Annotated in this window: 21 protein-coding genes; 15 read left to right on the top strand and 6 right to left on the bottom strand. The window is 42.8% G+C overall.

Annotated elements, in window-relative coordinates:
• The first annotated feature begins 130 nt into the window (after window positions 1–130).
• Window positions 131–1,585: an NADP-dependent phosphogluconate dehydrogenase gene (gene gndA / locus HXT38_RS05295; RefSeq protein ID WP_004574149.1), complete on the top strand. Its 1,455-nt coding sequence runs from the start codon at window positions 131–133 to the stop codon at window positions 1,583–1,585.
• A gap of 100 nt (window positions 1,586–1,685) precedes the next feature.
• Here gndA and pgl read toward each other — a convergent pair whose 3' ends face one another.
• From pgl to HXT38_RS05275, 4 genes are all read right to left on the bottom strand, one after another.
• Entirely contained in the window at window positions 1,686–2,510 is an 825-nt protein-coding gene (gene pgl, locus HXT38_RS05290) for a 6-phosphogluconolactonase (protein ID WP_410297144.1), read from the bottom strand.
• Between the two features lie 54 nt (window positions 2,511–2,564).
• On the bottom strand, window positions 2,565–3,506 hold the full coding sequence (locus HXT38_RS05285; protein WP_421791765.1) for a glucose-6-phosphate dehydrogenase assembly protein OpcA: 942 nt from the start codon (window positions 3,504–3,506) through the stop codon (window positions 2,565–2,567).
• Complete coding sequence (gene zwf, locus HXT38_RS05280) at window positions 3,503–5,083, bottom strand: glucose-6-phosphate dehydrogenase (protein WP_004105660.1); 1,581 nt, start codon at window positions 5,081–5,083, stop codon at window positions 3,503–3,505. The genes HXT38_RS05285 and zwf overlap by 4 nt, the downstream gene beginning before the upstream one ends.
• 103 nt (window positions 5,084–5,186) lie before the next feature.
• The gene (locus HXT38_RS05275; RefSeq protein ID WP_196776767.1) at window positions 5,187–7,613 is read right to left on the bottom strand and encodes an acyltransferase family protein; all 2,427 of its coding nucleotides are present in this window, start codon (window positions 7,611–7,613) and stop codon (window positions 5,187–5,189) included.
• A gap of 303 nt (window positions 7,614–7,916) precedes the next feature.
• On the opposite strand from HXT38_RS05275, the gene HXT38_RS05270 reads away from it, so the two are divergent.
• Window positions 7,917–8,411: an inorganic diphosphatase gene (locus tag HXT38_RS05270; protein ID WP_004105658.1), complete on the top strand. Its 495-nt coding sequence runs from the start codon at window positions 7,917–7,919 to the stop codon at window positions 8,409–8,411.
• A gap of 150 nt (window positions 8,412–8,561) precedes the next feature.
• Here the strand turns inward: HXT38_RS05270 and HXT38_RS05265 are convergent, their stop codons facing one another.
• A complete protein-coding gene (locus tag HXT38_RS05265) occupies window positions 8,562–9,353 on the bottom strand; it encodes a beta-carotene 15,15'-monooxygenase (protein ID WP_421791763.1) in 792 nt (263 codons plus the stop codon).
• 241 nt (window positions 9,354–9,594) lie between these two features.
• On the opposite strand from HXT38_RS05265, the gene HXT38_RS05260 reads away from it, so the two are divergent.
• From HXT38_RS05260 to HXT38_RS05210, 11 genes are all read left to right on the top strand, one after another.
• Window positions 9,595–10,386 (top strand): response regulator transcription factor, encoded by a 792-nt coding sequence (locus HXT38_RS05260; RefSeq protein ID WP_032835323.1) that lies wholly within the window; start codon window positions 9,595–9,597, stop codon window positions 10,384–10,386.
• A gap of 20 nt (window positions 10,387–10,406) precedes the next feature.
• On the top strand, window positions 10,407–11,060 hold the full coding sequence (nth, locus tag HXT38_RS05255) for an endonuclease III (protein ID WP_415707258.1): 654 nt from the start codon (window positions 10,407–10,409) through the stop codon (window positions 11,058–11,060).
• Window positions 11,061–11,172: 112 nt separating this feature from the next.
• Window positions 11,173–12,678 carry an ABC transporter substrate-binding protein gene (locus HXT38_RS05250; RefSeq protein WP_064340652.1) on the top strand — a complete coding sequence of 502 codons (1,506 nt, stop codon included), beginning with the start codon at window positions 11,173–11,175 and terminating at the stop codon, window positions 12,676–12,678.
• Window positions 12,679–12,726: 48 nt separating this feature from the next.
• Window positions 12,727–15,492: a valine--tRNA ligase gene (gene valS / locus HXT38_RS05245; protein ID WP_421791761.1), complete on the top strand. Its 2,766-nt coding sequence runs from the start codon at window positions 12,727–12,729 to the stop codon at window positions 15,490–15,492.
• A gap of 130 nt (window positions 15,493–15,622) precedes the next feature.
• Window positions 15,623–17,419, top strand: a complete 1,797-nt coding sequence (argS, locus tag HXT38_RS05240; protein WP_410295692.1) for an arginine--tRNA ligase — start codon at window positions 15,623–15,625, stop codon at window positions 17,417–17,419.
• 256 nt (window positions 17,420–17,675) lie between these two features.
• A complete protein-coding gene (brnQ, locus tag HXT38_RS05235; protein ID WP_080550923.1) occupies window positions 17,676–19,178 on the top strand; it encodes a branched-chain amino acid transport system II carrier protein in 1,503 nt (500 codons plus the stop codon).
• Window positions 19,179–19,552: 374 nt separating this feature from the next.
• Window positions 19,553–20,833, top strand: coding sequence for an ABC transporter substrate-binding protein (locus HXT38_RS05230; protein WP_004105646.1), 1,281 nt, complete (start codon window positions 19,553–19,555; stop codon window positions 20,831–20,833).
• A gap of 2 nt (window positions 20,834–20,835) precedes the next feature.
• Window positions 20,836–21,801, top strand: coding sequence for a carbohydrate ABC transporter permease (locus HXT38_RS05225; protein WP_004105644.1), 966 nt, complete (start codon window positions 20,836–20,838; stop codon window positions 21,799–21,801).
• Window positions 21,785–22,627 carry a carbohydrate ABC transporter permease gene (locus tag HXT38_RS05220; protein WP_050397215.1) on the top strand — a complete coding sequence of 281 codons (843 nt, stop codon included), beginning with the start codon at window positions 21,785–21,787 and terminating at the stop codon, window positions 22,625–22,627. The genes HXT38_RS05225 and HXT38_RS05220 overlap by 17 nt, the downstream gene beginning before the upstream one ends.
• Before the next feature lie 55 nt (window positions 22,628–22,682).
• Complete coding sequence (locus tag HXT38_RS05215) at window positions 22,683–24,077, top strand: glycoside hydrolase family 13 protein (protein ID WP_004105641.1); 1,395 nt, start codon at window positions 22,683–22,685, stop codon at window positions 24,075–24,077.
• Window positions 24,074–25,138 (top strand): LacI family DNA-binding transcriptional regulator, encoded by a 1,065-nt coding sequence (locus tag HXT38_RS05210; RefSeq protein WP_032842347.1) that lies wholly within the window; start codon window positions 24,074–24,076, stop codon window positions 25,136–25,138. The genes HXT38_RS05215 and HXT38_RS05210 overlap by 4 nt, the downstream gene beginning before the upstream one ends.
• Before the next feature lie 27 nt (window positions 25,139–25,165).
• On the opposite strand, the gene HXT38_RS05205 is transcribed toward HXT38_RS05210, so the two are convergent.
• Complete coding sequence (locus HXT38_RS05205) at window positions 25,166–25,513, bottom strand: phenylpyruvate tautomerase MIF-related protein (RefSeq protein ID WP_004105633.1); 348 nt, start codon at window positions 25,511–25,513, stop codon at window positions 25,166–25,168.
• 84 nt (window positions 25,514–25,597) lie between these two features.
• Here HXT38_RS05205 and HXT38_RS05200 point away from each other — a divergent pair, with 84 nt between their 5' ends.
• Together HXT38_RS05200 and HXT38_RS05195 are read left to right on the top strand one after the other, a co-directional pair.
• Complete coding sequence (locus tag HXT38_RS05200) at window positions 25,598–26,104, top strand: GtrA family protein (RefSeq protein WP_032835361.1); 507 nt, start codon at window positions 25,598–25,600, stop codon at window positions 26,102–26,104.
• A gap of 34 nt (window positions 26,105–26,138) precedes the next feature.
• On the top strand, window positions 26,139–26,831 hold the full coding sequence (locus tag HXT38_RS05195; RefSeq protein WP_004105630.1) for a histidine phosphatase family protein: 693 nt from the start codon (window positions 26,139–26,141) through the stop codon (window positions 26,829–26,831).
• Window positions 26,832–26,855: the final 24 nt, after the last annotated feature.

Here is a 26,855-nt window from a genome sequence, read left to right as displayed (position 1 = left end):
ATTAAGTGCGTTTCTTGAAGGGGCGTAACGCAAAATAAAAAGTTGTGCATTTTGTAGATAATGCAGATTGCTTGGGTGCGCAAAGCATGCGTGCAAATAACAAAACAAGTACAAGATAAGAGGTGTCATTATGACTCAAGCTCAGGCAAATATTGGTGTTGTTGGTTTGGCTGCCATGGGTTCGAATTTAGCGCGTAATCTTGCGCATCATGGAAATACAGTAGCTGTTTATAATCGTCATTATTCGCGCACTGAAACTTTAATGAATGAGCATGGCAGTGAAGGTGCTTTTGTGCCTTCAAAAACTGTTGAAGAATTTGTGGCTTCTCTAAAGCGTCCGCGCACCGCAATAATTATGGTAAAAGCTGGTGCTCCTACTGATGCTGTGATTGAAGAACTTGCAAATGCTATGGAGCCTGGAGATATTATCGTCGACGGCGGAAACTCTTATTTTGAAGATACGATTCGCAGAGAGCGTGACATTCGCGCGCGTGGTCTTCATTACGTTGGTTGCGGTGTTTCTGGCGGCGAAGAAGGTGCTTTGCGTGGTCCTTCGATGATGCCTGGTGGCACTGAGGAATCTTGGAAGACTCTTGGTCCTATTTTGAAGTCTATTGCTGCTGTTGCTGAAGGTGAGCCTTGCGTAACACATATTGGTACTGACGGCGCTGGTCATTTTGTGAAGATGGTTCACAATGGCATCGAGTACTCGGATATGCAGCTTATTGCCGAAAGCTACGATTTAATGCTTCGCGGCTTGGGCATGAAATCCGACGAAATTGCAGACGTGTTTAGCGAGTGGAATAAGGGCGAACTTGATTCTTATTTGATTGAGATTACGGCTGATGTGCTTCGCCAGAAGGATGCTAAAACTGGTAAGCCTTTGGTTGAGATGATGGTGGATCACGCTGGCATGAAGGGCACTGGTACTTGGACTGTACAGTCTGCGCTTTCTCTCGGAATACCAGTTACCGGTATTGCTGAAGCCGTGTTTGCTCGCGGACTTTCCAGCCAGGTTGCTTTGCGAGAAGCTGCTGAAAGCCAAGGTTTGACTGGTCCGGATGTGCATTTTGATTTGAACGATGCTGAGCGTAAGGCGTTTATTGAGGATATTCGCCAAGCTTTGTACGCTTCTAAGATTGTTTCTTATGCGCAGGGCTTCGATGAGATTGCTGCTGCTGCAATTGAGCATGATTGGAAGATTGACCAGGCTGCGGTTGCTCGCATTTGGCGTGGTGGATGCATTATTCGCGCTCAGTTCTTGAACCGCGTTTCTGAGGCTTTTGAGTCCGGTGAAGCGAGCGTTTCTTTGCTTTTTGCACCGTACTTTAAGGATGCTATTGAAAAGTCGCAGGCTGCTTGGCGTCGTGTTATTGCGCGTGCAGTTGAGCACGGGGTTCCTGTGCCAGCATTCTCTAGCTTGCTTGCATACTACGATGGATTGCGTTCCAAGCGTTTGCCAGCTTCGCTTATTCAGGCTCAGCGTGATTTCTTCGGCGCTCACACTTACGGTCGCATTGACGAGCCAGGCGTATTCCACACTTTGTGGGCAGAGCCTAATCGCCCAGAAGTAAAGCAAGATTAAAACAAATAATATTTAGAGATAACAGACCTTTGCATTATTATGCAGAGGTCTGTTATTTATTGTTCTGAGTATTATGCATGTTGCTAGAAAGCTATACAAGTTACTTAATAGCAGCTTGCAAGGTTTCTGCGGTGGTTAGCCAAGAGATTTCGTCAGTTCCGTTTGCAAAAGACGCAGGATACTCAGGATTATTATCACCAGAAAGTACATTCATTAAAGCAGCGCCTTTTTCTTCTCCTGCAGTCAAGAACCAAGTTCGGTGGCTGTGAGCTAATACAGGAACAGTAAGAGTTAAGCGCATAGGTGGCAACTTAGGGGAGTGATTTACTCCAACAACAATGCGATCGCGATTATTAACCTGCGGTAATCCTGGGAAAAGTGAAGCCATATGCGCATCCGGACCCATGCCAAGAATCGCTAGATCAAACACTGGCTCTTTGCCAAGTATGCTCACGATTTCTTCCTCATAGTCGCGCGCTGCAGCATCTAAAATAGCGTCATTTTCAGCGTCGCTGGCTGCTGCAATTTTCTCAGCATTACGCTCATCTGCAGGCATTTCGTGAATATGAGATTCTGCCAAAGCTTTGTTAGAAGTAAGTAAGTTAAGAAACATTTCGCGAGCCTTGCGCGCATTGCGATCCTCGCTATCATAAGCTACGAAACGCTCATCTGCCCACCAAATATGCACTAAATTCCAATTAATTGCTGGTAAAAGCGGGTTATTAGCAAGCATTTGGAACATGCGTATTGAATCTGTGCCACCAGTAAGTAATAAATGAAATGGTTTATTGAGATTTTGCACATCATTCTGTGATTCCATAATAAGCGTTACTAGACGTTGGGCTGCAACGGCTGCAAGCACATCGCGATTATCGTATCCGTAAATACTTGCGTTATGTGCAAAAGTAACTTCATTATTTGTCATAGTTGTTCCTTTTATGCAATTAAAAATATTTCACGAATTGTTTCACGTAATGTTTCACGCATTTTCTGAAGGATTATCTCGCACCAGCTGCGCGTAAATTTCGTCCGGATCAATGCGTCTCAATTCTTCGCTTAAGCAATCATCCAGAGTGCGAATAGGAAGCGCAATAGGTTGTGCAGCCTGTCCAGGCAGGCTAATCAAAGCTTGATCTCCGCCAGCAGGGCGGGTGAGTGACAATGTGCCATCCTCGCGTTCTAAAGTTACGGAAGTAATAGCTTGAGCTTCAGGATTTTCAACTATTTCTGCAGGCACGTGCAAGCTACTCTTAAGCCAAGCTGCTAGTAAATGCAGAGATACGTAATGAGTAGGACCCACAACCTTCGCGCTAAGAATAGGCAAATGTGGAGGTTGATCGAGCATAGAAGCAAGTAACGCGCGCCAAGGAGTTAAACGCGTCCAAGACAAATCTGCATCTTGCGGAGACCAGTTTTTACGCAAGTTTTGCACAGTTTTAAGAGTATCGTCTGCTCGCTGTGCGTCAGTAATTCTGCTACTTGCCATAGCTCCAAGCAAATCGTGAGCAGGATCTTCCGGAGCGTTTGTTGGCCACCATGCAACAACCGGTGCATCTGGCACAAGTAGTGGAATGACAAGCGTATCCGGATGACGAACTAAACCGTTGTGCGGATACAAAATAATAATTTCACCAGCTCCGGCATCTGCGCCAAAACGTACTTGAGCATCGAGATTCGGCACAACCTCACCGCGCTCAGCAGCGTGCTCGCTAGACCAATCTCGAACCATTGCAATAACTCGGCAAGGATGCTCGCGGCTAGCTGCGTTTGCTGCATCAAGTGCATACTCTAACTCTTTAAGAGTTGTATCAATAAGCAAAGTGAGCACTCGACCAGTAGCAGATTCGCCGCGCTCTTCGTGCAATTCGTCGATTTTTGCTGCAATTTTGCTTGTATTAGTATCAGGAAGGTTGATAATCATGGCAGCCTCCAATGGCGATTATCTCGAGCAAGCATAGCATCAGCTTCTGCTGGACCCCACGTTCCAGCGCGATATGGTTGCGGTTGTGTGCCAAGCGAACTCCAGAATTCCTCAATAGGGTCAAGAATTTTCCAACTTAAATCTACTTCTTGCGTAGTTGGGAATAGCGGTGGTTCGCCAAGAAGTACGTCAAGAATCAAGCGCTCGTAAGCTTCAGGGGAACTTTCAGTAAAAGAGCGTCCGTAACTAAAGTCCATAGAAACGTCTCGAACTTCCATAGCAGTTCCGCCAGGAACTTTCGCACCAAAGCGCATAGTAACGCCCTCGTCTGGCTGCACCCGAATCACAATAGCATTGCTACCAAGCTCTCGAACTGCAGTAGACTCAAACGGCAAATGCGGAGCGCGCTTAAAAATAACAGCAATTTCCGTAACGCGCTTGCCTAAACGTTTTCCGGTTCGCAAGTAGAACGGAACTCCAGCCCAACGGCGAGTATCAACGTCAAGTCGCACTGCAGCGTACGTTTCAGTAGTGCTTTTAGGGTCGATTCCTTGCTCTTCCAAGTATCCAACAGCTTTGTAAGAGCCTTGCCATCCTGCTGCATACTGTCCTCGAGCAGTATTGGCAGCCAAGTCTTGAGGTAGTCGGATTGCGGATAGAACTTTCGTTTTTTCAGCAGTCAAATCGCTAGCGCGGAAACTTACAGGCTCTTCCATAGCAGTAAGCGCCATAAGTTGAAGCAAATGGTTCTGAATCACGTCACGTGCAGCACCGATTCCGTCGTAGTATCCGGCTCTTCCGCCAATGCCAATATCTTCAGCCATCGTAATTTGCACGTGATCGACGTAATTTGCGTTCCAAATCGGCTCATACATTGCGTTAGCAAAGCGGAAAGCCAGCAAATTTTGCACAGTTTCCTTGCCTAAATAATGGTCAATTCGGAACACAGAATTAGGATCAAAAACTTCAGAAACGACGCGATCCAATTCTCGTGCGCTCGCTAAATCGTGGCCAAAAGGCTTTTCAATAATTACGCGTCGCCAAGCATGCTCAGAAGAGTGCGAAAGACCTGATGCTGCAAGCTGTTGGGCAACAACTGGGAAGCTGGAAGGCGGAATAGACATGTAAAAAGCGTGATTTCCGCGAGTACCTCTGTCTCGATCAAGTTCGTTCACTGTTTTGCTTAAACGCTCAAACGCGGACGCATCGTCAAAGGTGCCGCGTACGAAACGTATGCCTTTAGCGAGATTAATCCAAGTTGACTCACGAAATGGCGTTCTGCAATGCTGCTCAATATTTTCGCGCACAAAGTTTACGAAATGTTCATCCGTCCAATCGCGTCTCGCAAAACCAGTTAAACCAAATCCTGGAGGCAAAAGCCCGCGATTAGCTAAATCATATACTGCTGGCATAAGTTTTTTGCGTGCTAAATCGCCAGTAATGCCAAAAATTACTAGGCTGCACGGACCCGCAATGCGAGCTAAACGCAAATCACGTGGATCGCGCAAAGGATTCGTCCAAGTAGATACGCTTTCCCCAGCGTCTTGCAAATCACGTAGTGTCCTCAACTCAGTCATAGATACTATCGTAATATTTCGTAGCTATTTTCACCACGCAAAACACAATTTATTATGCTTAATAACAGTATTAAAAAGTTTTAGCGCGTTATAACTCTAATTTTCAGCCGCCGCATACAGCTAAACGAATCATCTTCGCGTATTGTGGACCGCCAATTGGAGTTAAGTGAACTCCATCGTCAGTCAAATATTCCGAGTGACCATTACTCAAACCATGCCAGTCTATAATGCCAACATTATGATGAGTTGCTGCGAACTTGCGTAAGCTATCGTTCGTTGCATCCTGCCAAGGTTGCGGAACTCGTGTGGTAACGAAATAAACAGGTCTACCTTTTGCGACATCAACCATGTGTTGAAGCACGCTATCGTCATGAGGAGGACCGTTGGTTCCAAGAGCGAAAATCACCACATCTCCAGCGTGTTTTGCCGAAATATCTTTCTCGTATTCATCAGCTCCGTGGAAAATTTGTCTACTCACTTTTCCATCTATATAAGCGTTAGGCATAACTTGCATCAAATATGGTTTAGCGCCTTCAGTAATGGAATCTCCAACCATAGTTAAGTTTACGGAACAAGTATTGCGTCGTTTGTCGATCCGCGTATGAGTAGTAACAAGATTTCGTGGAACTTTTTCTGCAATAGGGAAGAGAATACGATACTTCGATGGTGTAGGTGGAAGAGACTGTTTTACTACATTCTTTTGCACACCTTTTGGAACTGCTTTTTCTTTTGTTTCTTGCTTAGAATTAGTTTTGTCAAAAGCAGTAGGTTTTTTATTTGACGATGAAGATTGCTCTACTTGTGCTGTCAATTCTGGGCGAAGCTGCATTGACCTATGCTTGGCTATATCCTGCCAATTTACTGGCAAGATAATTAACGACACAATAATTATGCAGCACAAAGTTAGTGAGACAGAGCGAATAAGCTTAAATAATTGTTGATCTTTTATTGGCTTTTCAAATAACTGATACAAGCATTCTGCAAGTGCAACTATTACTAGTGCTTGCAAGATTTGCTCTCCTGTAGAAATAGCAGTTGTTCTATTTGCTGGGTTGAATAATTCAAGAACAGGGAAGTGAACTAAATAAATTGCAAAAGAGCGTCTGCCGATATAGGCGAGTGGAGTCCATGCAAATATTCTTGAGCAAATATTATCAGTTTGCGTGCAAGACCATAGTATTAGTGTGCAAGCGGCTGCTGTTATTGTGTATCCGCCAAAAACAAATACTGAAGATGTGCCTTCTGCATACACGAAGCAGTAGCACAACACAATTGTTGCCAATAACCCAACGCAAGATCGCTGCCATGCACGAAGTGGATTATAAAAAACAGTTTTTGGCTTATTGAATGCGTTATTTGGAAGTTCTTGTATATCTGGAGTTACGCCATTATCTGATAAATCAATTTGTAATCCTTTACGCAAGTCAGCAGGTATTCCATCTTCAATAAACTCTTTTTCTTTATTTGCGCAGGATTTATCTGATTTTTTCGTTAGTGCTGAATTATCTACACTACTGTCTAACTTAACTGATGAAGCTAAGCTGACCGATATGTTCTTTTTGCCCATTAGCAAATGTAATGCATGAATAAGCCACGCGTGGAATGAATGTTTGACAAACCAAGCACCGTACATTGCTAGCATTGCACCCATTAAGAATTCTGATGCTCTCGTATCTAGAGAATAGTAGACGCGAGCTGGAGTTGTGTAATTGTTAAATAAGTAGGCAAAAGTAAAAGTAAGAATAGAAGAAAGTATGGCTAAGCCTGCTGTGATATACATGCGTATTAGCTTGCTACGCACGAATTTAATAAGTGCAGCAAGGATAATAGGCCATATAACAAAAGCCTGCATTAAAAGTCCGAGATACCAAAGATGTTTGATAGGAGAAGGTAGTCCGGACTGTTCAAAATATGAAAGTTTACGGGCAACATACATTATATTGCTAAAGAATCCGGAGCCTGAAAGAGCATCCGCTTGTAACTTTGGTAGTAGACTTGGCGAAAAAAGCCACATAATTGGTGCTGTTATAGCGATAATCCCAAGTGTTGACGGCCAAATTCTTTTTACGCGCTTTAGTAAATACTCCCAGTAATGCTTGATTCCTTGAGTATTTTTATTATTATCTCCGATATTTTTTGTATTTTTTGCGTTTTCATCTGCGTTTAAATAGCGCAGAACTGATCTCGTACAAAAATATCCTGCCAATACCAAAAATAGTGTTACTCCAAGGAATCCTCCCATAAGAAGGCTTGGACGCATATGAAAGCATACAATACCAATAATTGCTAAAGCTCTTAAACCGTCTATTGCTTTATTTCGCTTCGAAACAGTATTTGTAGGTAAAGTAGATGATTGTTTATTTTCAGCTTTTGCGCTATGAATAGTTTTTTCTACGGTATTATTTGCGTTTGCTGAAAGATTAGTTGAGGTCGTTTTACTAGCATTTTTTTCTGCAGGAACCTTCTTTGTTTTGAAGGATTGATCTGCTTGTGAAGCAGTGGAAGTGTTCACGCATCTCTTTTTTGTCATCTTGCCTACGCTTCGGTAACCATACTGGTATGTATGCAACATATCGTGTGTAAAACGTAGCAATAGTAACTGTGTATTAAGACACTTTTATAGCTTAAAGCGTGTCTTGTTGCTATGCCTAGGATGTGCTAGAAATATGTGATTTTATACTACTTCTGTAAGTGATACAAAACGTTTATTATTTAACGAAATTTGTTAACAAAATTTTGTTTTATATGCTCTATTGCTGTCGTTCGTCGGTGCGCGCTAAAGTGAGATAGAACAGTTATATGAATTGTTATTAAAGTTATCAAAGGAGCCAATATGGCAGAAACTTTTAACGTTGTGGTAGAGATTCCACGCGGTTCTAAGAACAAGTATGAAGTGGATCACGAAACTGGTCGCGTATTCTTGGATCGCACCCTTTTCACAGCTATGGGTTATCCAGATGATTACGGTTATATTGATGGCACTTTGGGCGAAGATGGCGATCCACTTGACGCTCTTGTTATGATTCCAAATTCTGTGTTCCCAGGATGTGTTGTTGAGTGCCGCGCCGTTGGCTTGTATCACATGGTTGATGAAGCTGGCGGAGACGACAAGGTTTTGTGCGTTCCAGCAGACGTTCGTTTTGACGACATCAAGGATATCGATGACGTGAACGAGTATCATAAAGCTGAAATCAAGCACTTCTTCGAGCAGTACAAGGCTTTGGAGCCAGGTAAGGAAGTTCTTCCTGGTGACTTCTGGGCTGGTGTAGAGCAGGCTGAGAAGGAAATCGTCGCAGCTCGCAAGCGCTTGGAAGAAAGCGAAAAATAAGTTTCGCTTTTAATAAGCAAAACAATAAACATTAAAAGCTAATAAATAAAACGTCGAAGACACATACCGTGCTTTCGACGTTTTTATGTAAGTGTGTGCTGCTTTCAAAAGTAAATTAAAACGTAACGTTACATACGCTTTTAAATAATTTTAAGCAGCTACTAGCATTCCAAGGCCTGCGATATACACAAGCATTCCTGAAAGCATTATTGGCAATATAGAAATGGCGATATCGTGCGAAACTATTCCAGTTTTGTATTCTTCATAATTGTTGCGAACCCATAAATATGAAAGTCCTGATAGCGCGATTAGCATAAATATGCACAGTACTATAACGAGTATTCCACCATCTAAATTGCGAAGCGATGGCATAAAACTAATAATTGACGGCAAAAATAGCCAACCCGGAAGTGCTGCACAAGCAATACTTGCAGTAAGCGTGTGCGAAAGATTTCGTACTAAATTTGTGCGATTCTCGCGCAGCATTTGCCTCAAGAATGTTACAAATGTTGCTGCTACAAGAATTAGAGCAAAAGATACAGCCCAGCGTTCGTAAGGGTGAATTGCAGCAATGAACTTACTCATCGACACAGTTTCGTTATCAATAATGACGCTTTTTGGTAGCCATACCTTTAATACTCCGGTTGCAAACCATGTAGAAGCAATTCCTGCGCATAATGCAATAGCTCGGTCAATTACATTTCCGTGCAGTGGCCACAACGCTATAAATGTAAGCATTATGATAAGGCATAATATAAGTGTTATTTTTGCTGTTGCGTTTGGCAATATTGCTGCAATTGCGAGAAGTACTACAACAAAAATTTGGCTTACAAACATCGCTAATGCGTTCATGCTAGGTATACGGGTATGTTTTTGAACATTTACGCAAGAATTATCATTTTTCTGCATCTTATTATTGCAGATACGTGTTTCATTGCTCATACACACTCCCTAGTGCTGTAAGTTTTATATTTATAAAGCGTAATATGTCCATAAAATATTAACAAATTACTTTGTTTATTTACTAATGTAGCCTATAACCTGCACTGCGCTTTATTGTGTTGATATTTTTTATCTTTAGAAGATGCAAGTGTTGCAGTTGTCGCTATTTTTCGCAGTATGGTTTACAATTCCTGTAAAGGCTGAATTTGCTACTACATCAATTGTTTGTTGGAGGCATCATATGACTGATATCACATTGATGACTTCGTGTGCTTCTCCTTCTTCAGTTTTACCTTCACTTACTTTGTTATCTCATAAAGTGCGTTTACTTTCTTTGGATACGTCAAGTTTGGCAAAACTGCCCGCACAAACCATTCTTTTGCTTGATGCGCGTGAGGATTTAGCTCTCGCTAAATCAATGTGTTCTTCTCTGCGTGTTGCAAATATTACGGTTCCTGTCATATTAGTTATAACTGAGGGCGGTTTTACTGTAGTAAATCCTTCGTGGAACATTTCTGATGTTGTGCTTACTAATGCTTCTCCGGCGGAAGTAGAGGGTCGTTTGCGTTTGGCTTCTTTGCAACACGGATCTTCTGATGATTTGTTTGTGCATTCGCAAGGCTCTGAAATTGATGATTCTTTCAATTCAGACAATGGAACTATGCGTTCTGGAGATCTTGTTGTAGATATGCGTAGCTACACAGTGAGTTTGCATGGTCATCCTGTTGATTTAGCTTATAAAGAATTTGAATTGCTGAAATACTTTGTGCAGCATCCGCGCAGGGTGTTTACTCGTGCTCATTTGTTGCAAGAAGTATGGGGTTACGACTACTACGGTGGCACTCGTACTGTAGACGTTCATATTCGTAGGCTTCGTGCAAAACTTGGTGTTGAATATGAACATCTAATTGGCACAGTGCGTAATGTTGGCTATCGCTTTGATCCTTCGGAGTCTGATGAGAATAGCGAAATTTCCGAAAGCAGTGTTGAAGATGATTCTGAAAATGATGCAGATAAGCAGTCTGCGCAATAATGATTTATCGAAGCTCTAATATGCGAGAATCAAAACAAGCGAAATTAGCTCGTATTTATGCAGAGTACGATTTATTGTGCAAAGAAATACCGGAGCCGAAGTGTGCATTAAATTTCAAAAATCCATTTGAGCTACTAATCGCTACTGTATTAAGCGCGCAAACTACGGATAAGCGCGTGAATATCGTGACGTCTGAACTCTTTTCTATTTTTCCCAACGCGAGTTCCTTAGCTGCTGCTCCTGTATCTCAAGTTGAGTCAATTATTTACCCTCTCGGATTTTATAGAGTAAAAGCACAGAATATTATTTCATTATCTGCATGTTTGCTTAATAATTTTTCTGGTATAGTGCCATCAAATATGGAAGATTTAATATCGTTGCCGGGTGTTGGTCGTAAAACTGCCAATGTTGTTCTTGGCAACGCATTTGGATTACCGGGGTTTCCTGTAGATACTCACGTAATACGTGTTACAGGTCGTCTTGGTTGGCGTAAGGTTCAGAATCGTCCAAATCCTGTTGCTATTGAGCGCGAAATAACTGCTTATTTTGCTCCTAAAGAGTGGACTAATCTTTCTCATAGACTTATTTTGCATGGCAGAAAAATTTGCACTGCTCGGAATCCAAAATGTGTTTCATGCCCTTTAAATACAACATGTCCGTCGGCAATTATTTAAAGCGTGTTGTTTCCAATTCAGATATTGATATAGACTGTAGGTTATGTCAAGAACAGGCAAATATGCGTATCGCACTTCCAGGTCAGCTCATGCTCGCACTAATGCAGACTGGATGCCATGGGTTGTGTTTGTAGTTGTGTCTGTAATAATGAGCGGCATTTTGTGGTGTGGATGGCAAATATACCAGGGTCATTCGCCTTTTGCTGCAATAATGCATCCAGCTAGTAACTCAGTGCTAAAAGTTGGTTTACGTACTGCTCCTGAATCTCTTGATATTAGAAACGACGACAGTGACGCTTTACAGCAAGCTTTAATTGGTAATGTTTACGAAACTCTTGTTAAACGTGGCGATGATAATAGTTTGCAACCAGGTCTCGCGAAGTCATGGGATATTTCGAAAGACGGCTTAACATATCGTTTTAATTTGCGTCAAGGTGTGCGTTTCTCTAACGGTAGTGAGATGACTTCGACTTCCGTATTACAATCTTTGAAACAAGGCATCACAAATAATTATCCTGGTTATAGCGCACTTACAAATATTAAAACTGTTAATAATCCGGATGATTACACTTTAGTAATTACACTTAATAATCCAGATGCGTTACTTTTACGTCGTCTTGCTGGACGTGTTGGCATTGTCTATGACACAAAATCGATGATCGACTATGCAAGTGCTGCTCTTGGCACAGGTCCTTTCACTGTAAGTGACTACAATAAAGGCAATTCTTTAGTATTACTTCGCAACGATAAATACTGGGGAACCCCTGCTTCTTGTGCAAGTATTACTTTGCAATATTTCAATAGCGATACTGCTCTAGCTGAGGCAATGGAAAAGGGCAATATTCAAATGGCAGTTCCGCTTGAAGGTAACGAAAATAAGCGTCTTGCTGCTGTTGCTAATACGCAAATGGTAGAGGGTCAGAGCACAAGAGTGCGATTTATTGCAATAAATACAACAGTTTCATCGATTTTCTGCGATGAGCAGGCTCGTAAAGCTGCGAGATACGCTTTGAATGCGCAAACTGTACTTGCAGCTGATGGCAATGGTGGTGTTCCAGTAGGAGGACCTATTGATCCTCTTTCAACTGGTTATGAAGATTTAAATGGATTGTATCCTTATAATCCAGGCAAAGCTGCTCCCTTGTTCCATTACTTTAGCGCAAGCTATTTAGGAACTATTAATTTTCTTGTTCCACAGGGCGAAGGTGGAGTTGGGCGCGAGCTTTCAAAACAGATTAGTTCCGTGAGCGGTTTTAAGGTCAATCTTGAAGAAGTTGATCAACAAACTATGCGTAAGCGTATTAGTGAAGGTAAGTATGATCTTGCGCTTACTACGAGCAATCGTACTTTAGATGAAGGCATGTTTGCAGAAAGCGGTTCTCCGTTCGTTTTGCAAGACGCGCGTGCTCAACAAGCTTGGGCCGATGCGGTTCATTCTAAGAATGCAAACGAATATGAGGCAAATGCTCGTGCATATGCGCGCGAAGTAAGCAATAATGCTGCAGCTCACTGGTTATATGCTCGAAAGAGCATTATGGCTGTAAAGTCTAATGTAAGCGGCTATACGAAAAATATGACGGATCAGCTTCTGCCATTGCAGAGCGTAGTGGTGAAATAGAAAAGCGTAAGATTTGCGTTGTCGCGCTGAGTTTCTAATATTCAGTTCATGAGTGAACAGGATAATAACACAGTAAAGCACGCACATTTAACGCCTCTTCCTAACAAAGTTGGCGTTGATGGTCTTGAAGACAAGTGGCGTAGCAATTGGGACGAAGCTAAAACTTACGCATTCCATAATTCTCGCGACCGTAAGGCCGTATATTCTATCGATACTCCACCTCCAACCGTTAGTGGCCACTTGCACGTAGGTCACGTATTCTCTTACACGCATACGGATGTCATTGCGCGATATAAGCGCATGCAAGGCTTTGACGTGTTCTACCCAATGGGTTGGGATGATAACGGCTTGCCAACAGAGCGCCGCGTACAAAATTATTACGGTGTGCGAGTGGATACTTCGTTGAAGTATGACCCTGATTTTAAGCCGCCTTTTGAAGGCACTGAAGGTAAGAAGATTGAAGCTAAAGATCAGGTTCCTGTAAGCCGACAGAACTTTATTGAGCTTTGTGAGCGTTTGACTTCTCAAGATGAGAAGCTTTTTGAAGCATTATGGCGCAGACTCGGCCTTTCTGTAGACTGGTCGCAAACTTATCACACTATTGGCGAGCAGCCTCGCCGAGTTGCACAAAAAGCATTCTTGCGCAATCTTGCTCGCGGAGAGGCTTATCAGAAGGATGCTCCTGGTTTGTGGGATGTGACTTTCCAGACTGCAGTTGCACAAGCAGAGCTTGAATCACGCGAATATCCTGGTTTCTATCATAAGATTGCGTTCCGTTTTGAAGATGGTACGCCAATTTATATTGAAACTACGCGTCCAGAATTGCTTGCTGCATGCACTTCTTTAATTGCAAATCCAGAAGATGAGCGTTACAAGAAGTACTTTGGTCAGGAAGTTTATTCGCCACTGTTTAAGGTGAAGGTTCCGATTTTGGCGCATTCTGCTGCTCAAATGGACAAGGGTGCTGGCATTGCAATGTGCTGTACTTTTGGTGACGTAACAGACGTTGAGTGGTGGCGCGATTTGAATTTGCCAACTCGACCAATTATTCAGCGTAACGGTCGCATCGTTATGACGACTCCTGATTGGATTACAGATGAATCCGGCCGTGAAATGTTCGAGAAAATTGCCGGCAAAACCACGTTCTCTGCTCGTAAGGAAATTGTTGAAGCTTTGCAAGCAGCTGGAGACATGGAAGGCGATCCAAAGCCAACAAAGCGTATGACGAACTTCTACGAAAAGGGCGATAAGCCTTTGGAAATCGTCACTTCTCGCCAGTGGTACTTAAAGAACGGTGGCACAGACGAAAAGCTAAACACTGAGCTTATTGAGCGCGGCAAGGAACTTAACTTCCACCCAGACTTTATGCGCGTGCGCTATGAGAATTGGGTTCACGGCTTGAATGGTGACTGGCTTATCTCTCGCCAGCGCTTCTTCGGTGTGCCATTCCCACTTTGGTATCCAGTAAACGAAAATGGGGAGGTGGATTACGAGCATCCTTTGACGCCTAGCGAAGATCGTTTGCCAATCGATCCAACTATTGACGTTCCAGAAGGATTCGATGAATCTCAGCGTAACCAGCCAAATGGCTTTACTGCTGAGCAAGACATTATGGACACTTGGGCTACATCTTCCTTAACTCCACAAATCGTGACTCGTTGGGAAGAGCCAGGTGAGGAAAATCAAGCTCTGTTTAAGGCTACTTTCCCAATGGATTTGCGTCCACAAGGCCAGGATATTATTCGTACTTGGCTGTTTAGTACTGTTGATCGCGCACATCTTGAAAACGGCTGCTTGCCTTGGAAGCATGCTGCACTTTCTGGCTGGATTCTTGATCCTGACCATAAGAAGATGTCTAAATCTAAAGGCAACGTGGTTGTGCCAAATAAGCCAATCGAAGAGTTTGGTGCTGATGCTGTGCGCTACTGGGCAACTTCAGCAAAACTTGGCTTGGATGCAACTTACGACGAAGGCCAAATGAAGATTGGCCGACGCTTAGCTATTAAGCTTTTGAATGCTACTAAGTTTGCGCTCGCAATTGGTCGTGAAGATGATGAGCATCAGGTTCTTGAGCCTGCTAGTGCGGATTGGGATTTTGCAGACGTTACGGAAGTTTTGGATCGCTCTGTTATGGCAAAGCTCGCATCCGTTATTCGTACCGCAACTGATGCGCTTGAATCTTACGAGCATTCCAAGGCTTTGGAAGCAATCGAAACATTCTTCTGGGAGTTCTGCGACGACTATATTGAGCTTGCAAAGAATCGCGCTTACGGTACTGCAGAATCAACTGGACGCACTCCAAGCGAAGCTGCTGTAAAGTCTGCTCGCACAACTCTTGGCCTTGCACTCGATGCTTTGGCTCGCTTGCTTGCTCCTTACTTGCCTTACGCTACTGAAGAAGTGTGGAGCTGGATGCATGACGGCGAAGGCTCTGTGCATCGTGCTAGCTGGCCATGCGCTAAGGCGTATGAGGCTGCTGCAAACGGTGTTTCTGCAGATACTTTGGCTTACGCGGGTGAAGCTTTGGCTACTTTGCGCAAGATTAAGTCTGAAGCAAAAGTTTCTATGAAGACTCCTATTTTGCAAGTGACTTTGAACGTAGCAGAAAATGCTTACAAGGCTGTCGAGGAGACTTTGGATGACGTTGCTGAAGCTGGACGCGTTACTGGAGAAGTAAATCTTAACGCTGTTAAGGCAGCAGTTGCTGGAGATTCTTCTGATTCTGAATCTGATTCCGCGGAATCTGATGCAGCTAACGTAAACGTTTCTGTTGCTCAAAGCGAACTCGGCGAAGCTCCTGCAAAAAAGAAGTAGCTGTAAGTAGTTGCAAGTAATCGAAAATAATTAATCGCAAAACAAAAGCGCTGGAAGTCAATCTTCGACTCCAGCGCTTTTTGTGTATTGTAATCGCGAAGCATCGCGCGGTAACGCTAGACTGTAAACCATGAATCCAGAAAGCTTAAGTGAATTAATTGAAAAAATTGCTAAAGATTTAGTAGCAAGCGGTAAAGCTGGCAGTCTAACAGAAGATTTGATTCCTGCTGCCGAAAAACTTGCAGTTATGCGACCAAAGGATCGCGCACACGGTGATTGGGCTACGAATGTTGCTATGCAGCTTGCTAAAAAAGCTGGTATGAAGCCTAGTGATTTAGCCGAGCTTTTTGCTGAGAGTTTGCAAGAAGCGGAAGGTATTGCGTCTGTAGAAGTTGCAGGTCCTGGCTTTATTAACATAACGCTTGATTCTGCTTCTGCAGCGGCAGTCGTAGACGAGGTCTTAAAGCAAGGTGCTGATTTTGGCAAAAATACGCACTTAAGCGGCAAAACTTTGAATCTTGAGTTTGTTTCCGCAAACCCAACTGGTCCAATCCACATTGGTGGAACTCGCTGGGCTGCAGTTGGTGATTCCATGGCTCGAGTCTTGGAAGCGAACGGCGCAAAAGTTGTGCGTGAATACTACTTCAACGATCATGGCGAGCAAATTAACCGTTTTGCAAAGTCTTTAGTTGCTGCAGCTCATGGCGAAGAAACGCCTGCAGATGGTTACAAAGGCGCGTATATTAACGAAATCGCAGACGCTGTTATAAAAGAAGCGCAAGCAGACGGCGTTGATGTTTTTTCTTTGCCAAGAATTGATCTTGGAAAAGACGAGGAAGGTTTGCCTCTTGGCGAAGGCGATTCCGAGCAGCGCGAAGAGTTCCGCAAGCGCGCAGTGCCAATGATGTTTGCCGAAATCCGTAAGTCCATGCGCGATTTTCGTGTTGATTTCGACGTGTGGTTCCACGAAAACAGCCTGTACGAGGATGGCGAAGTTGAGCGTGCTATTGCAGATTTGCGTTCTCGCGGAGACATTTTTGAAAAAGATGGCGCAACTTGGTTCGAATCCACTAAGCATGGCGACGACAAAGATCGCGTAATTATTAAGTCTGACGGCAATTACGCTTACTTTGCTGCAGATATTGCGTACTATCGCAACAAGCGCCATCGCGAACAGAATCCTGCGGACGTAGCGATTTACATGCTTGGTGCGGATCATCACGGCTATATTGGCAGAATGATGGCAATGTGCGCGGCTTTTGGAGACAAGCCAGGCGAAAACATGCAGATTCTTATTGGTCAGCTTGTAAACGTTATGAAAGATGGCAAGCCTGTACGCATGAGCAAGCGCGCAGGAAACGTTATTACGATTGACGATTTAGTTGATGCAATTGGTGTTGATGCTTCACGCTACTCGCTTGCTCGCACAGATTACAATACGAGCGTTGATATTGATTTGGATTTGCTTGCTTCTCACAGCAACGATAATCCTGTGTATTACGTGCAATACGCTCACGCACGCAGCTGCAATGTGGCTCGCAATGCTGCGGACGCTGGAATTACGCAAGATGGTGCTGATTTAAGCTTGCTTAATACCGAGGCTGACGGCGAAGTGTTGGCTGCTTTGGCTCAATGGCCTGCTGCTTTGGCTCAAGCTGGCGATTTGCGCGCTCCTCACAGAGTTGCGCATTACCTTGAGGATTTGGCAGCAAGCTACCACAAGTGGTACAACCTTGAGCGCGTTGTGCCAATGGAGTTAACCGACCCTGAAAATCGTTTGCCAGAAGCCGAGCGTGAAGCTCAGCGCATTGCAAAGTGCCCAGAGCCAGCTCGTGCTGCAGCTCGCTTAAAGCTTAACGCTGCTGTGCGCACAGTTATTGCAACTGGTCTTGATTTGCTTGGAGTTTCTGCTCCGGAAAAGATGTGATTTTGCTTATTTTATATAAGATTTAGAGCAAAGCTATAGAGCATTTTTGATTACATAGGACGTTGGTAGTTTGCCAGCGTCCTTTTTATTTTTTATTAGAGACACGCACGAATTATAAGTTTCTATCGATTAAGTACATGCAATTTATTAATATACCCTCTAATATTATTTTCGCTTTAAATCCACAAAATTACAAAGTAAGAGATTTAGCTGAATAGTATATAAATACAAATTTATCCTTATGGGAGGTGTAAGCATGAGCGTCACAACACAAAGTGTCAGCACAGATAGTGCCCCGAAAAAAAGGAACTTGACCATTATTGAGTCCGCGTACGTGGCGGTCATGTTGTTTGGTATGTTCTTTGGCGCAGGAAACCTGATTTTCCCTGTGTTCCTTGGAGCTAATGCAGGAAACAATTCCGCTCCTGCAGCATTAGGCTTTATTATTACCGGCGTTGGTTTGCCATTGCTTGGTGTTACGGCTCTTGCGATGAGTCGCGCAAACGGTCTTTTTGAACTTTCTAGTAAGCCGAGCAAAAAATACGGCATGTTCTTTACTTGTGTGCTGTATTTAACAATCGGACCATTCTTTGCAATTCCTCGCTGCGCAACAACTTCGTACACTGTTGGTTTGGAGCGCGTCGTTCCACAAGACGGAAACGGTCAATTGTATTTGTTCTTGTTCTCTGTGGTTTTCTTCGCGTTAGCATTCTTCTTTGCTATGAAGCCTAGCGGAATACTTACATGGGTTGGTAAAGTTCTTACGCCGATATTCCTGGTTTTCTTAGGTATTCTGGTATTTACTGCACTGTTTTCTCCTGTAAGCGGCGCTTCTGCGGATGCTGCTCCTATAGGGAAGTATGTTAATGAATCATTCTTTACAGGATTCTTAGATGGCTACAATACAATGGATGCTTTAGCTAGCTTGGCTTTTGGCATTATAGTTGTTAGTACTATTCGATCCTTTGGCGTAAAAGACCCTAAAGATGTGGCAGTGAATACTGTGCGATCTGGATTCTTTAGCTGCTTGCTTATGGCGTTGATTTACGTCGCAATTGTTGTTGTCGGTGTGCGTAGCCGTGCACTGTTTAAGCCTGCTGAAAACGGTGGCGTAACTTTGGCGCAAGTTGCACGCTACCATCTTGGAAACGTTGGTTTGCTTGTTCTTGCTGCAACTGTTACTCTTGCATGCTTAAAGACGGCAGTTGGTTTAATTGTAAGCTGCTCGGAAACCTTCTCTAAGTTATTCCCTAAGGGCCCTAGCTATCGCGTTTGGTCTGTGTTGATTACGCTTGTTTCGTTTGGTCTTGCAAACTTTGGTTTGAGCACAATCATCGAATATGCAGTTCCAGTATTGATGTTCTTGTATCCACTGTCAATCGTATTGATTCTTTTGGCTTTGTGCGGTCGACTTTTTGGAAATTCCAAAGTCGTGTACGCTTGGACACTTGGTTTTACTGGTGTTGCAGCTGTATTTGACTTTTTGAATAGTTTGCCAACAGCTTTGCGCAACGCATTGCATATGAACGATATGTTGGTGGTTGCTCAAAACTGGTTGCCGTTCTCGGAATTTGGCATGGCTTGGGTTTGCCCTGCTGTTGTTGGATTTGTTGTTGGCTATGTCCGCATGGTTTTATTTGAAAACAAGGACATGGAAGAGGTGGCTCGTCTAGCTGCTGGTCCAGATCTTGAAGGCAGTGTTGCTAGCGAAAATGATTCATATGCTTCCATTGATTCTCAGTTTTGCGAGCAAAATTAGAAAATCATGAAATAACCGTATAAGCTAAATAAACCGCCATATTTTGTTGCGTAATTTTTCGTAGCAAAGTATGGCGAATTTTATATAAAACGCACGCTTGACTTATTTATTGGAACGATTTAGTATATTTCAATAACGAACAAAATAATGTGCAATCTAAAAGTAATTCTCGCTTAGCCAGTAAAGCAAGATACGAAAAGGCACACGTCTAGTGCTCGGCGCTGAGGCATTAGCAAAATGGTTGTTCATGAGTGAAAGGAGTAAACGACGCTGTTTGCGGCAGAAGTCTGGCGTTGCTATATATCAAATGGTGCATTGGGCGGTATGCCCAAGAACCTTTAAGTTTCTCTAAATATTTCTAAGGAAGAACAACGATGTTGAAACTAAAAAAGTTTGGAGCAATCTCTGTGATGCTCGTTGCTGCGCTTTCGCTTACCGCATGTGGTGGCGGCACAAGCTCCACGAGTAATGCTCAAGGTAAAACAACCGTTTCTGTTTGGCATTATTGGGATGGCGCTAATGCAGATGCCTTCGATAAAAAAGTAAAAGCATTTAATGCTTCGCACAAGAACATTGAGATTAAAACTACAAATGTTCCTAATGCTGATTTCTTAACAAAATTACGCGCATCTGCTACGTCAAATACTTTGCCTGATATGGCCATAGGTGATTTGATTTGGATGCCTCAAATGGCACAAATTGGTAAGTCTGCAGACTTAAAAAAGCTTCTCAAGCCTGAAGTAATTGACAATATTAACCCTGCATTAAAGAATTTTGGGTCAATTGATGGTCGCTTAGTATCCGTTCCAATGTCAGCCAATAATCTTGCTTATATGTACAATCGCACAATATTTAAGAAGGCTGGTTTAGATCCAGATAAGCCGCCAAAAACTTGGGCTGAATTAAAGCAAATGGCAAAGCAAATCAAAGATAAGACTGGTCTTCCAGGATACGATTTGCCAACCGAAGCAGGAGACAGCGGTGAGGCTCTTACCTGGAACTTCCAAGTCAATCTTTGGCAAGCTGGGGGTGAATTCTTAAAGAAAGATAACTCTGCTGCTGCTTTTAACACTCCTGCAGGTAAGAAAGCTGCCAATTTCTGGATGGATCTTATTAAAAGTGGAGTGAGCCCATATGCTGGATGGGGCAAGTTTGAAAAAGGTAAAGGTGGTTCTGCGCAGGAAGGTTCTTGGATGGTAGGTATTTGGGCAGCGGATCCTCCATTTGATTTTGCTGCAGCTCCTTTACCAACTCCTGAAGGTGGTAAACCATCTACTAATCTTGGCGGAGAACAAGCCATGTTGTTTAACAATGATGATGCAAAAGTAAAAGCTGCTGCTGAATTTGTGACTTGGTTCTTGCAGGACAAGCAAGTGCTTGATTGGTGTGAATCTACTGGTTTCCTGCCTGCGACAAAGAGTGCTGCTAACAATGCAGAGTATCGTTCATGGGTTGAAAAGAAAGAGCCTCGCTTACTTCCATATATTGAACAAATGGCAACTGCTCATACTCGTCCAAACACCAAACTATATCCACAGATTTCGTTGGCATTCGCAAAGGAAATGGAAAAAGCATTTTCTGGCGAAGTAAATGTTGGAACTGCATTAAAGAATGCAGAAAAAGCAGTCAACGAAGTAATATCGCAAGGTAAGTAATCATGCGTAATCCGATAGTACAGTTGAAAAAGAACAAGTCAGCTGCTAATGCAGAAGCAAAGGCTAGTAATGGTAAGCTGATTCGTGATAGTCGTAAAACTGTAGGTAAATGGGAGCAAATTCTCACAGCATGGGGATTGTTGCTTCCTGGATTAGTGATTCTCGTCATCTTCACTTTTTATCCAATTATTTCTGCAGCTTATACGAGCTTAACAAATTGGAACGGGTTTTCTGTAAATCCAGATTTTATTGGATTGAAGAATTATGTGAAACTATCTCAAGATCCAGAATTTTGGAATAGTTTAACCGTGACTGTTATCTATGCATTTGGTGTAGCTGTGCTATCGGTTGTTTCGGGGTTGCTTTTTGCGGTATTACTAGATGCGCCAATTCGCGCTCGCGGATTGTATCGCACTATATATTTCCTTCCTGTCGTTACCTCCTCGGTGGCTGTAGCAATTGTGTGGAAATATATGTTGGATCCATCGGGTCTTGTAAATTCTGTACTCTCATCCCTAGGTATTGCAGGACCCGACTGGCTCCACAACAAGTGGCTAGCATTACTTGCTACTACACTCCTTACAGTTTGGAAGAACTTAGGTTTTAATATCATTCTATATTTGACTGCTTTGCAATCTCTTTCTAAGTCGACTTATGAAGCTGCAAGTCTTGATGGTGCTACGAGCTGGCAACAGCTGCGTTATATTACAGTTCCTCTGCTTAGACCAATGACATTCTTTGTGGTTGTGCAAGCGCTGATTAGTAGTTTCCAATCATTTGATTTAATTTATGTGTTTACTGAAGGCGGTCCTCGAGGTGGCACTGACGTACTAGGAATGTTTATGTATCGTCAAGCATTTAGGTTAGGCAATTTCGGTTATGGTACGGCAATTGCTATAGCGTCGCTGGTGTTAGTTCTTATCGTAACTCTTGTGCAATGGAAGGTAAGTAATGCAGAAAATAAGTAAGGTTTTTACGAGATTGCGTTCGTTGCATCTTGCTCGGCATATTGTACTCATTATCGGTGCAGCTTCGGTACTTATTCCATTTATGTGGATGTTTACAACGTCGTTGCAAACAAAAGCCGAAACGTATGCCGTTCAGTCAGTGATTCCAACATCATGGCATTGGGAAAATTATCTGCATGCGTGGCAAAGCGCTCCGTTTGCAAACTATTATATTAATAGCTTGATCATGTCGGCAATTATTGTAGTTGGTCACCTTGCGTTTGATGCTATGGCAGCTTTTGCTTTTGCGCGATTAGAGTTTCCTGGAAAGAAAATATTATTCGTGCTGCTACTTTCTGCTTTCATGGTTCCTGCTTTCGTAACAGTTATACCTATGTACGGTATTATCGCTCAGTTGCGTTGGATTGATACTATGGCAGCTTTAACAGTTCCGCGTTTGGCTGATGTATTTGGCATTATTTTGCTACGCCAACATTTTACTACTATCCCGCGTGAGCTAGATGAGGCTGCAAGAATTGACGGATGTTCAAGCCTTGGTATTTTTATTAAAGTTATTCTGCCGCTTTCTAAGCCAGCTCTTGCAACTCTTGGTGTATTCTCATTCCTATTTGCATGGAATGATTTTCTGTGGCCTCTGTTGGTTACAAATGCAGAAGAAATGCGTACTATTCAAATCGGCTTGAGTGGTTTTGTTGGACGTTATGGTACGTCATGGAACTATTTAATGGCTGGAACTTTGACGTCAACTTTGCCATCAATTATTATTTTCTTCTTCTTCCAAAAAGCTCTTGAACGAGGAATCGCTTCTACAGGTCTTAAAGATTGAAGAAGTGCTAAGACGTTTACAATTTGTAAAATTTACTATTTGTTAGGAACAAGTCATGCAACCTGAATGGGTAAAATCAAGTGTATTTTATCAGATTTTTCCGGAGCGTTTCGCAAATGCAAATGCCTCTATTAACCCTAATCCTGTAGAATCATGGGATAAATCTCCAACTAGGGACAATTTTTTCGGTGGTGATTTGCAAGGGATCAGTGAGCATCTGTCATATCTTGCGGATATGGGTGTCAATGCTTTGTATCTTACTCCAATTTTCCAAGCGGATACGAATCATCGCTATGATGCCACTGATTATTTCAAAATTGATTCACGTCTTGGTAATGACGCAGATTTTGATGAGTTTATTAAGCGTGCTCATGAATTGCAGATTCGTGTAGTTTTAGATGGTGTATTCAATCATTGTGGAATAGGCCACTGGGCGTTTCAAGATGTTGTACGTAACGGCGAACAATCGCAATATGTTAATTGGTTTTCGGTAGAGGGCTTTCCTGTAGTGTCTCATCCGGAACCGAATTATAAAACATGTTCCGGCTGTTACTATTTACCAAAATGGAATGTATATAATCCAGAAGTGCGTAGACATCACTATAACGTTGCTAAATATTGGTTAAATCGTGGTATTGATGGCTGGCGTTTAGATGTTCCATATTTCGTCAATAAAACATTTTGGAAGGGTTTCCATAAAGTAGTGAAATCTTTTGGGGATGATAAATACTTAGTAGCTGAAGAATGGCGTAACCCTTCTCAATGGCTTACTCCGGAACTTATGGATGGAACCATGAATTATACAGTTCGTGATTTAGTCCTAGGTTTTTGCGCTGATGAAACGTTGGATGCTTATGATTTTGCAGATGGTATGAATGCTTTGTATAACGATATTCCAGAAGAACATCGTTCTTGTATGTTGAATTTGCTTGGGAGTCACGATACTGAGCGATTGCTTACGCGTACAAAAGCTCATGAATATGCTTGGGATACGTCTGCTGAAGACGCTGAGAATTTAGCTTATGCGCTGTTATTCGCTGCTGATGGTGCTCCTATGGTGTATTACGGCGATGAAAATGGTATGGAAGGAGAAAATGATCCGGGTTGCCGCGCTCCTATGATTTGGAATGAGAATGCTTGGAATTTATCTGTTCGTAAAACAGTTTGCAAATTAATGCGTCTACGTAGAGAAAATGCTGCTCTCCAATATGGCAGGCAGCATGTAGCTGCTTTAGGTAAACATACTGTGTGTATTACGCGCAACTTACCTTCGGGGCGTGCATGCTTATGTTTAGTGCATCGCGGATCTGGAGCTTACATCAATTGTGATGATTTGCCGGTGCGTATGGATCGTTCGCTATTTGGTGTGCCAAGTATAATAGGTAAGCAATACCGTATGGGAGAAAAATCCATTATATTGTATGAAGGTGAAGCAGTGGGGAAGCTATGAATGTTCGTAGAGTGACTATTAAGGATGTTGCAGAAAAAGCTAATGTTTCCAAGTCTGCAGTATCTTTTGCATATAATGATCCGTCAAAACTATCTGAGGCGACGGTTGAACATATTATGCAAACTGCTGAAGAAATGGGATATGTGCGAAGTGCAACAGCTAGAGCATTGCGTACGAATTCTTCGAATGCTTTGGGCTTGTTGCTGCCGCAAGGTATTGATACGATTTTGCAAAATCCCTATTATTCACTTTTGATTCAGGGCATTGGGCAGGTTTGCCAGTCGGAAGGCTACACTTTGATGCTTGTTCCTCCGCTAAGAGGTTCAATGTTAAAAGCTATTCCTACAGCTGCAGTAAGTGGTTTTATAATTTGCGGCTTGGAAGCTGAACGTGCAGAAGTTGTTGAAATTTTGAATAAGCATGTTCCTGTAGTGATTGTGGATCCTGCTCAACCTATTAACGTTCCGACTGTAGAAGTTGACGATGAGCATGATTTTGAAGATTTAGTAGATCGACTTATTGATTTAGGTCATAGAAATATTGGTATTGCGGCAATTGAAACGAAATCGCATACTGATTATCCTGGGTGGCAAGGAATAGTTGGTAGGCGCATGGCAAGTGTTGTGCGCGCGCTTAAAAAGCATAACTTATCGCCGGAAGATAAAGAAATTACCGTTATAGAAACGCCCTGCACATATCAGGGTGGCACTGATGTTTTCAATAAAATGTGGAATGATACTAATCTCGAATACAGACCTACTGCGATTGTGTCGTTTAGCGACATTATTGCGCTAGGCGTGCTTGGAGCAGCTCAACAACAAGGGCTACGTGTGCCTGAGGACCTTTCCATTACTGGTTATGATGATTTGCCTTTGTCTACAATTTGTACGCCACGATTAACTACGGTTCATCAGCCAATTACTTCAAAAGGACGTTTGGCTGCAGAAAGTTTGATTGATCAAATACGCTTTGATGAAGAAGCTTTGCCTGTTTCGCATAAAAAACTAGGAACTGCCCTCATCGTGCGTGAATCGGTTGGGGCAGCTCCTCTTAAGAAGTAATTGGCTTAATATATTTTGCAGTTTTGACTAGAAGTTGCCGCCGTTCCAACCCCAGTCAGTAGTTGCAGTGTAACGAATATAAGTGCGATCCTGTGGAATCCCAAGCTCTCGCTCTAAAGCTGCCATAATCTGCTCAGTTAACTTTTCCCAAGCAGACCCTGGCACGCTGGAACCAAACACGTTCACCTCAACGTAAGCTGCAGGCTTGGAATCGTCTCCTGCAAAATAAATCGGCATATTGTCCTCGAATGGGCACATAAGCCAATGCTCGCTTTTTCCTGGAACTGCGCTAATTGCTTTGCCATAAGCAGCTTTTAATGCGTCACGCTGGGCAGGTGTTGTGCTTACAGAAACATGAGTATGAATAACTGGCATAATCGCTCCTTTGCTAAATTTAGTAAGCTTTATTACGTAACAATTATATGTTATTTGTTAGCAGCCGCGTGTTTAATGGATATTATGAAAAAGCTTATTGAACAGGTTGTAAAGTTTGGAATTGTGGGCATTATTGCCCTTATTATTGACGTTGCGCTACTCAATTTATTAATGCTTGCGCACTTAAATAATGTGGTTGCGGGTACGATTTCTTTCGTAATCTCACTTATCTTCAACTATATTGCCAGTATGAAATACGTCTTTAAACATCGTGAAGATATGGCAAAGTGGATGGAGCTTCTGATTTTTGTTATTTCCGCAGTCATAGGTTTGCTTATAAATGATTTGATTATTTGGGCTAGTACGTTAGGAATGGCTGAAACTTTACGCGGATCTGCAGTATACGTTTTGCGCACAAATATAGGAAAACTTGTAGCTACTGTTGTTGTTGCTGTGTGGAATTTTGTTATACGAAAGTGGCTGCTCGATGATACTAAATCTCAACAGCCTGGGTATGTTGCGCAAGAAGATACGAGTTTTGCTCACCGCTTGGGAATGTGGTCGCTTAATCATACAAAAAACCGCAAGTAATTGGTTTAATCTTTTAAACAGAAAGTAGAACGCAATGCCAGCTACGACAATTCATTTTGTGCGTCATGGAGAAGTTGATAATCCAAATCACGTGTTGTATGAGCGTCTTCCTGGATTTCATCTTTCGGCTCGCGGAGTGAGGATGGCGCAAGCTACAGCAAAATATATTGCCACTGTTCCGCAAATGCGCGGAATTACTGCAATTTATTCGTCTCCTCTTGAGCGGACTCGTGAAACAGCGCGTGAAATCGAAAATGCTTTGCGCAATATTGCAGATTCTGCCTATGTAAAAGCGCACTGTGATGAAGATTCTGCGCAATCTCAAGAAAGCGACATTATTTTAGATAAACGCTTAATTGAAGCTGGAAATAATTTCCGCGGAAAACGCATAGGCTACGGTGAAGGCGCGCTGTGGAAAAACGACAATTGGAAGCTTGTTGCGAATTTGTGGAAGCCAAGTTGGGGAGAAAGCTACCGCAGTATTGCTACTCGCGTTGGTGATTTTGTGCGCGAGCAGGTTCGTAAGCATCCTGGTGAGCAAATCGTTGCAGTTACTCATGAGTCGCCAATCTGGTCTTATAGACACCTACTGGAAACCGGTCACGCTGAACATAATATGCTTCTTCGTCACACGGCTTTAGCTTCGATTACTTCTATTACTTACGATTGTGAGACTTTGCGTGTGCTTTCAATTACGTATGTTGATCCTGCTGGGCGAGTGAAGTAAGTAACATATAATGCGAAGGAGCAT

Origin of the sequence: Gardnerella sp. DNF01157 (genome assembly GCF_049244225.1) — a bacterium.
Classification (GTDB): domain Bacteria; phylum Actinomycetota; class Actinomycetes; order Actinomycetales; family Bifidobacteriaceae; genus Bifidobacterium; species Bifidobacterium leopoldii.
Note: the sequence above shows the minus strand (reverse complement) of the source record. Positions and strands in the feature narration are given on the sequence as shown.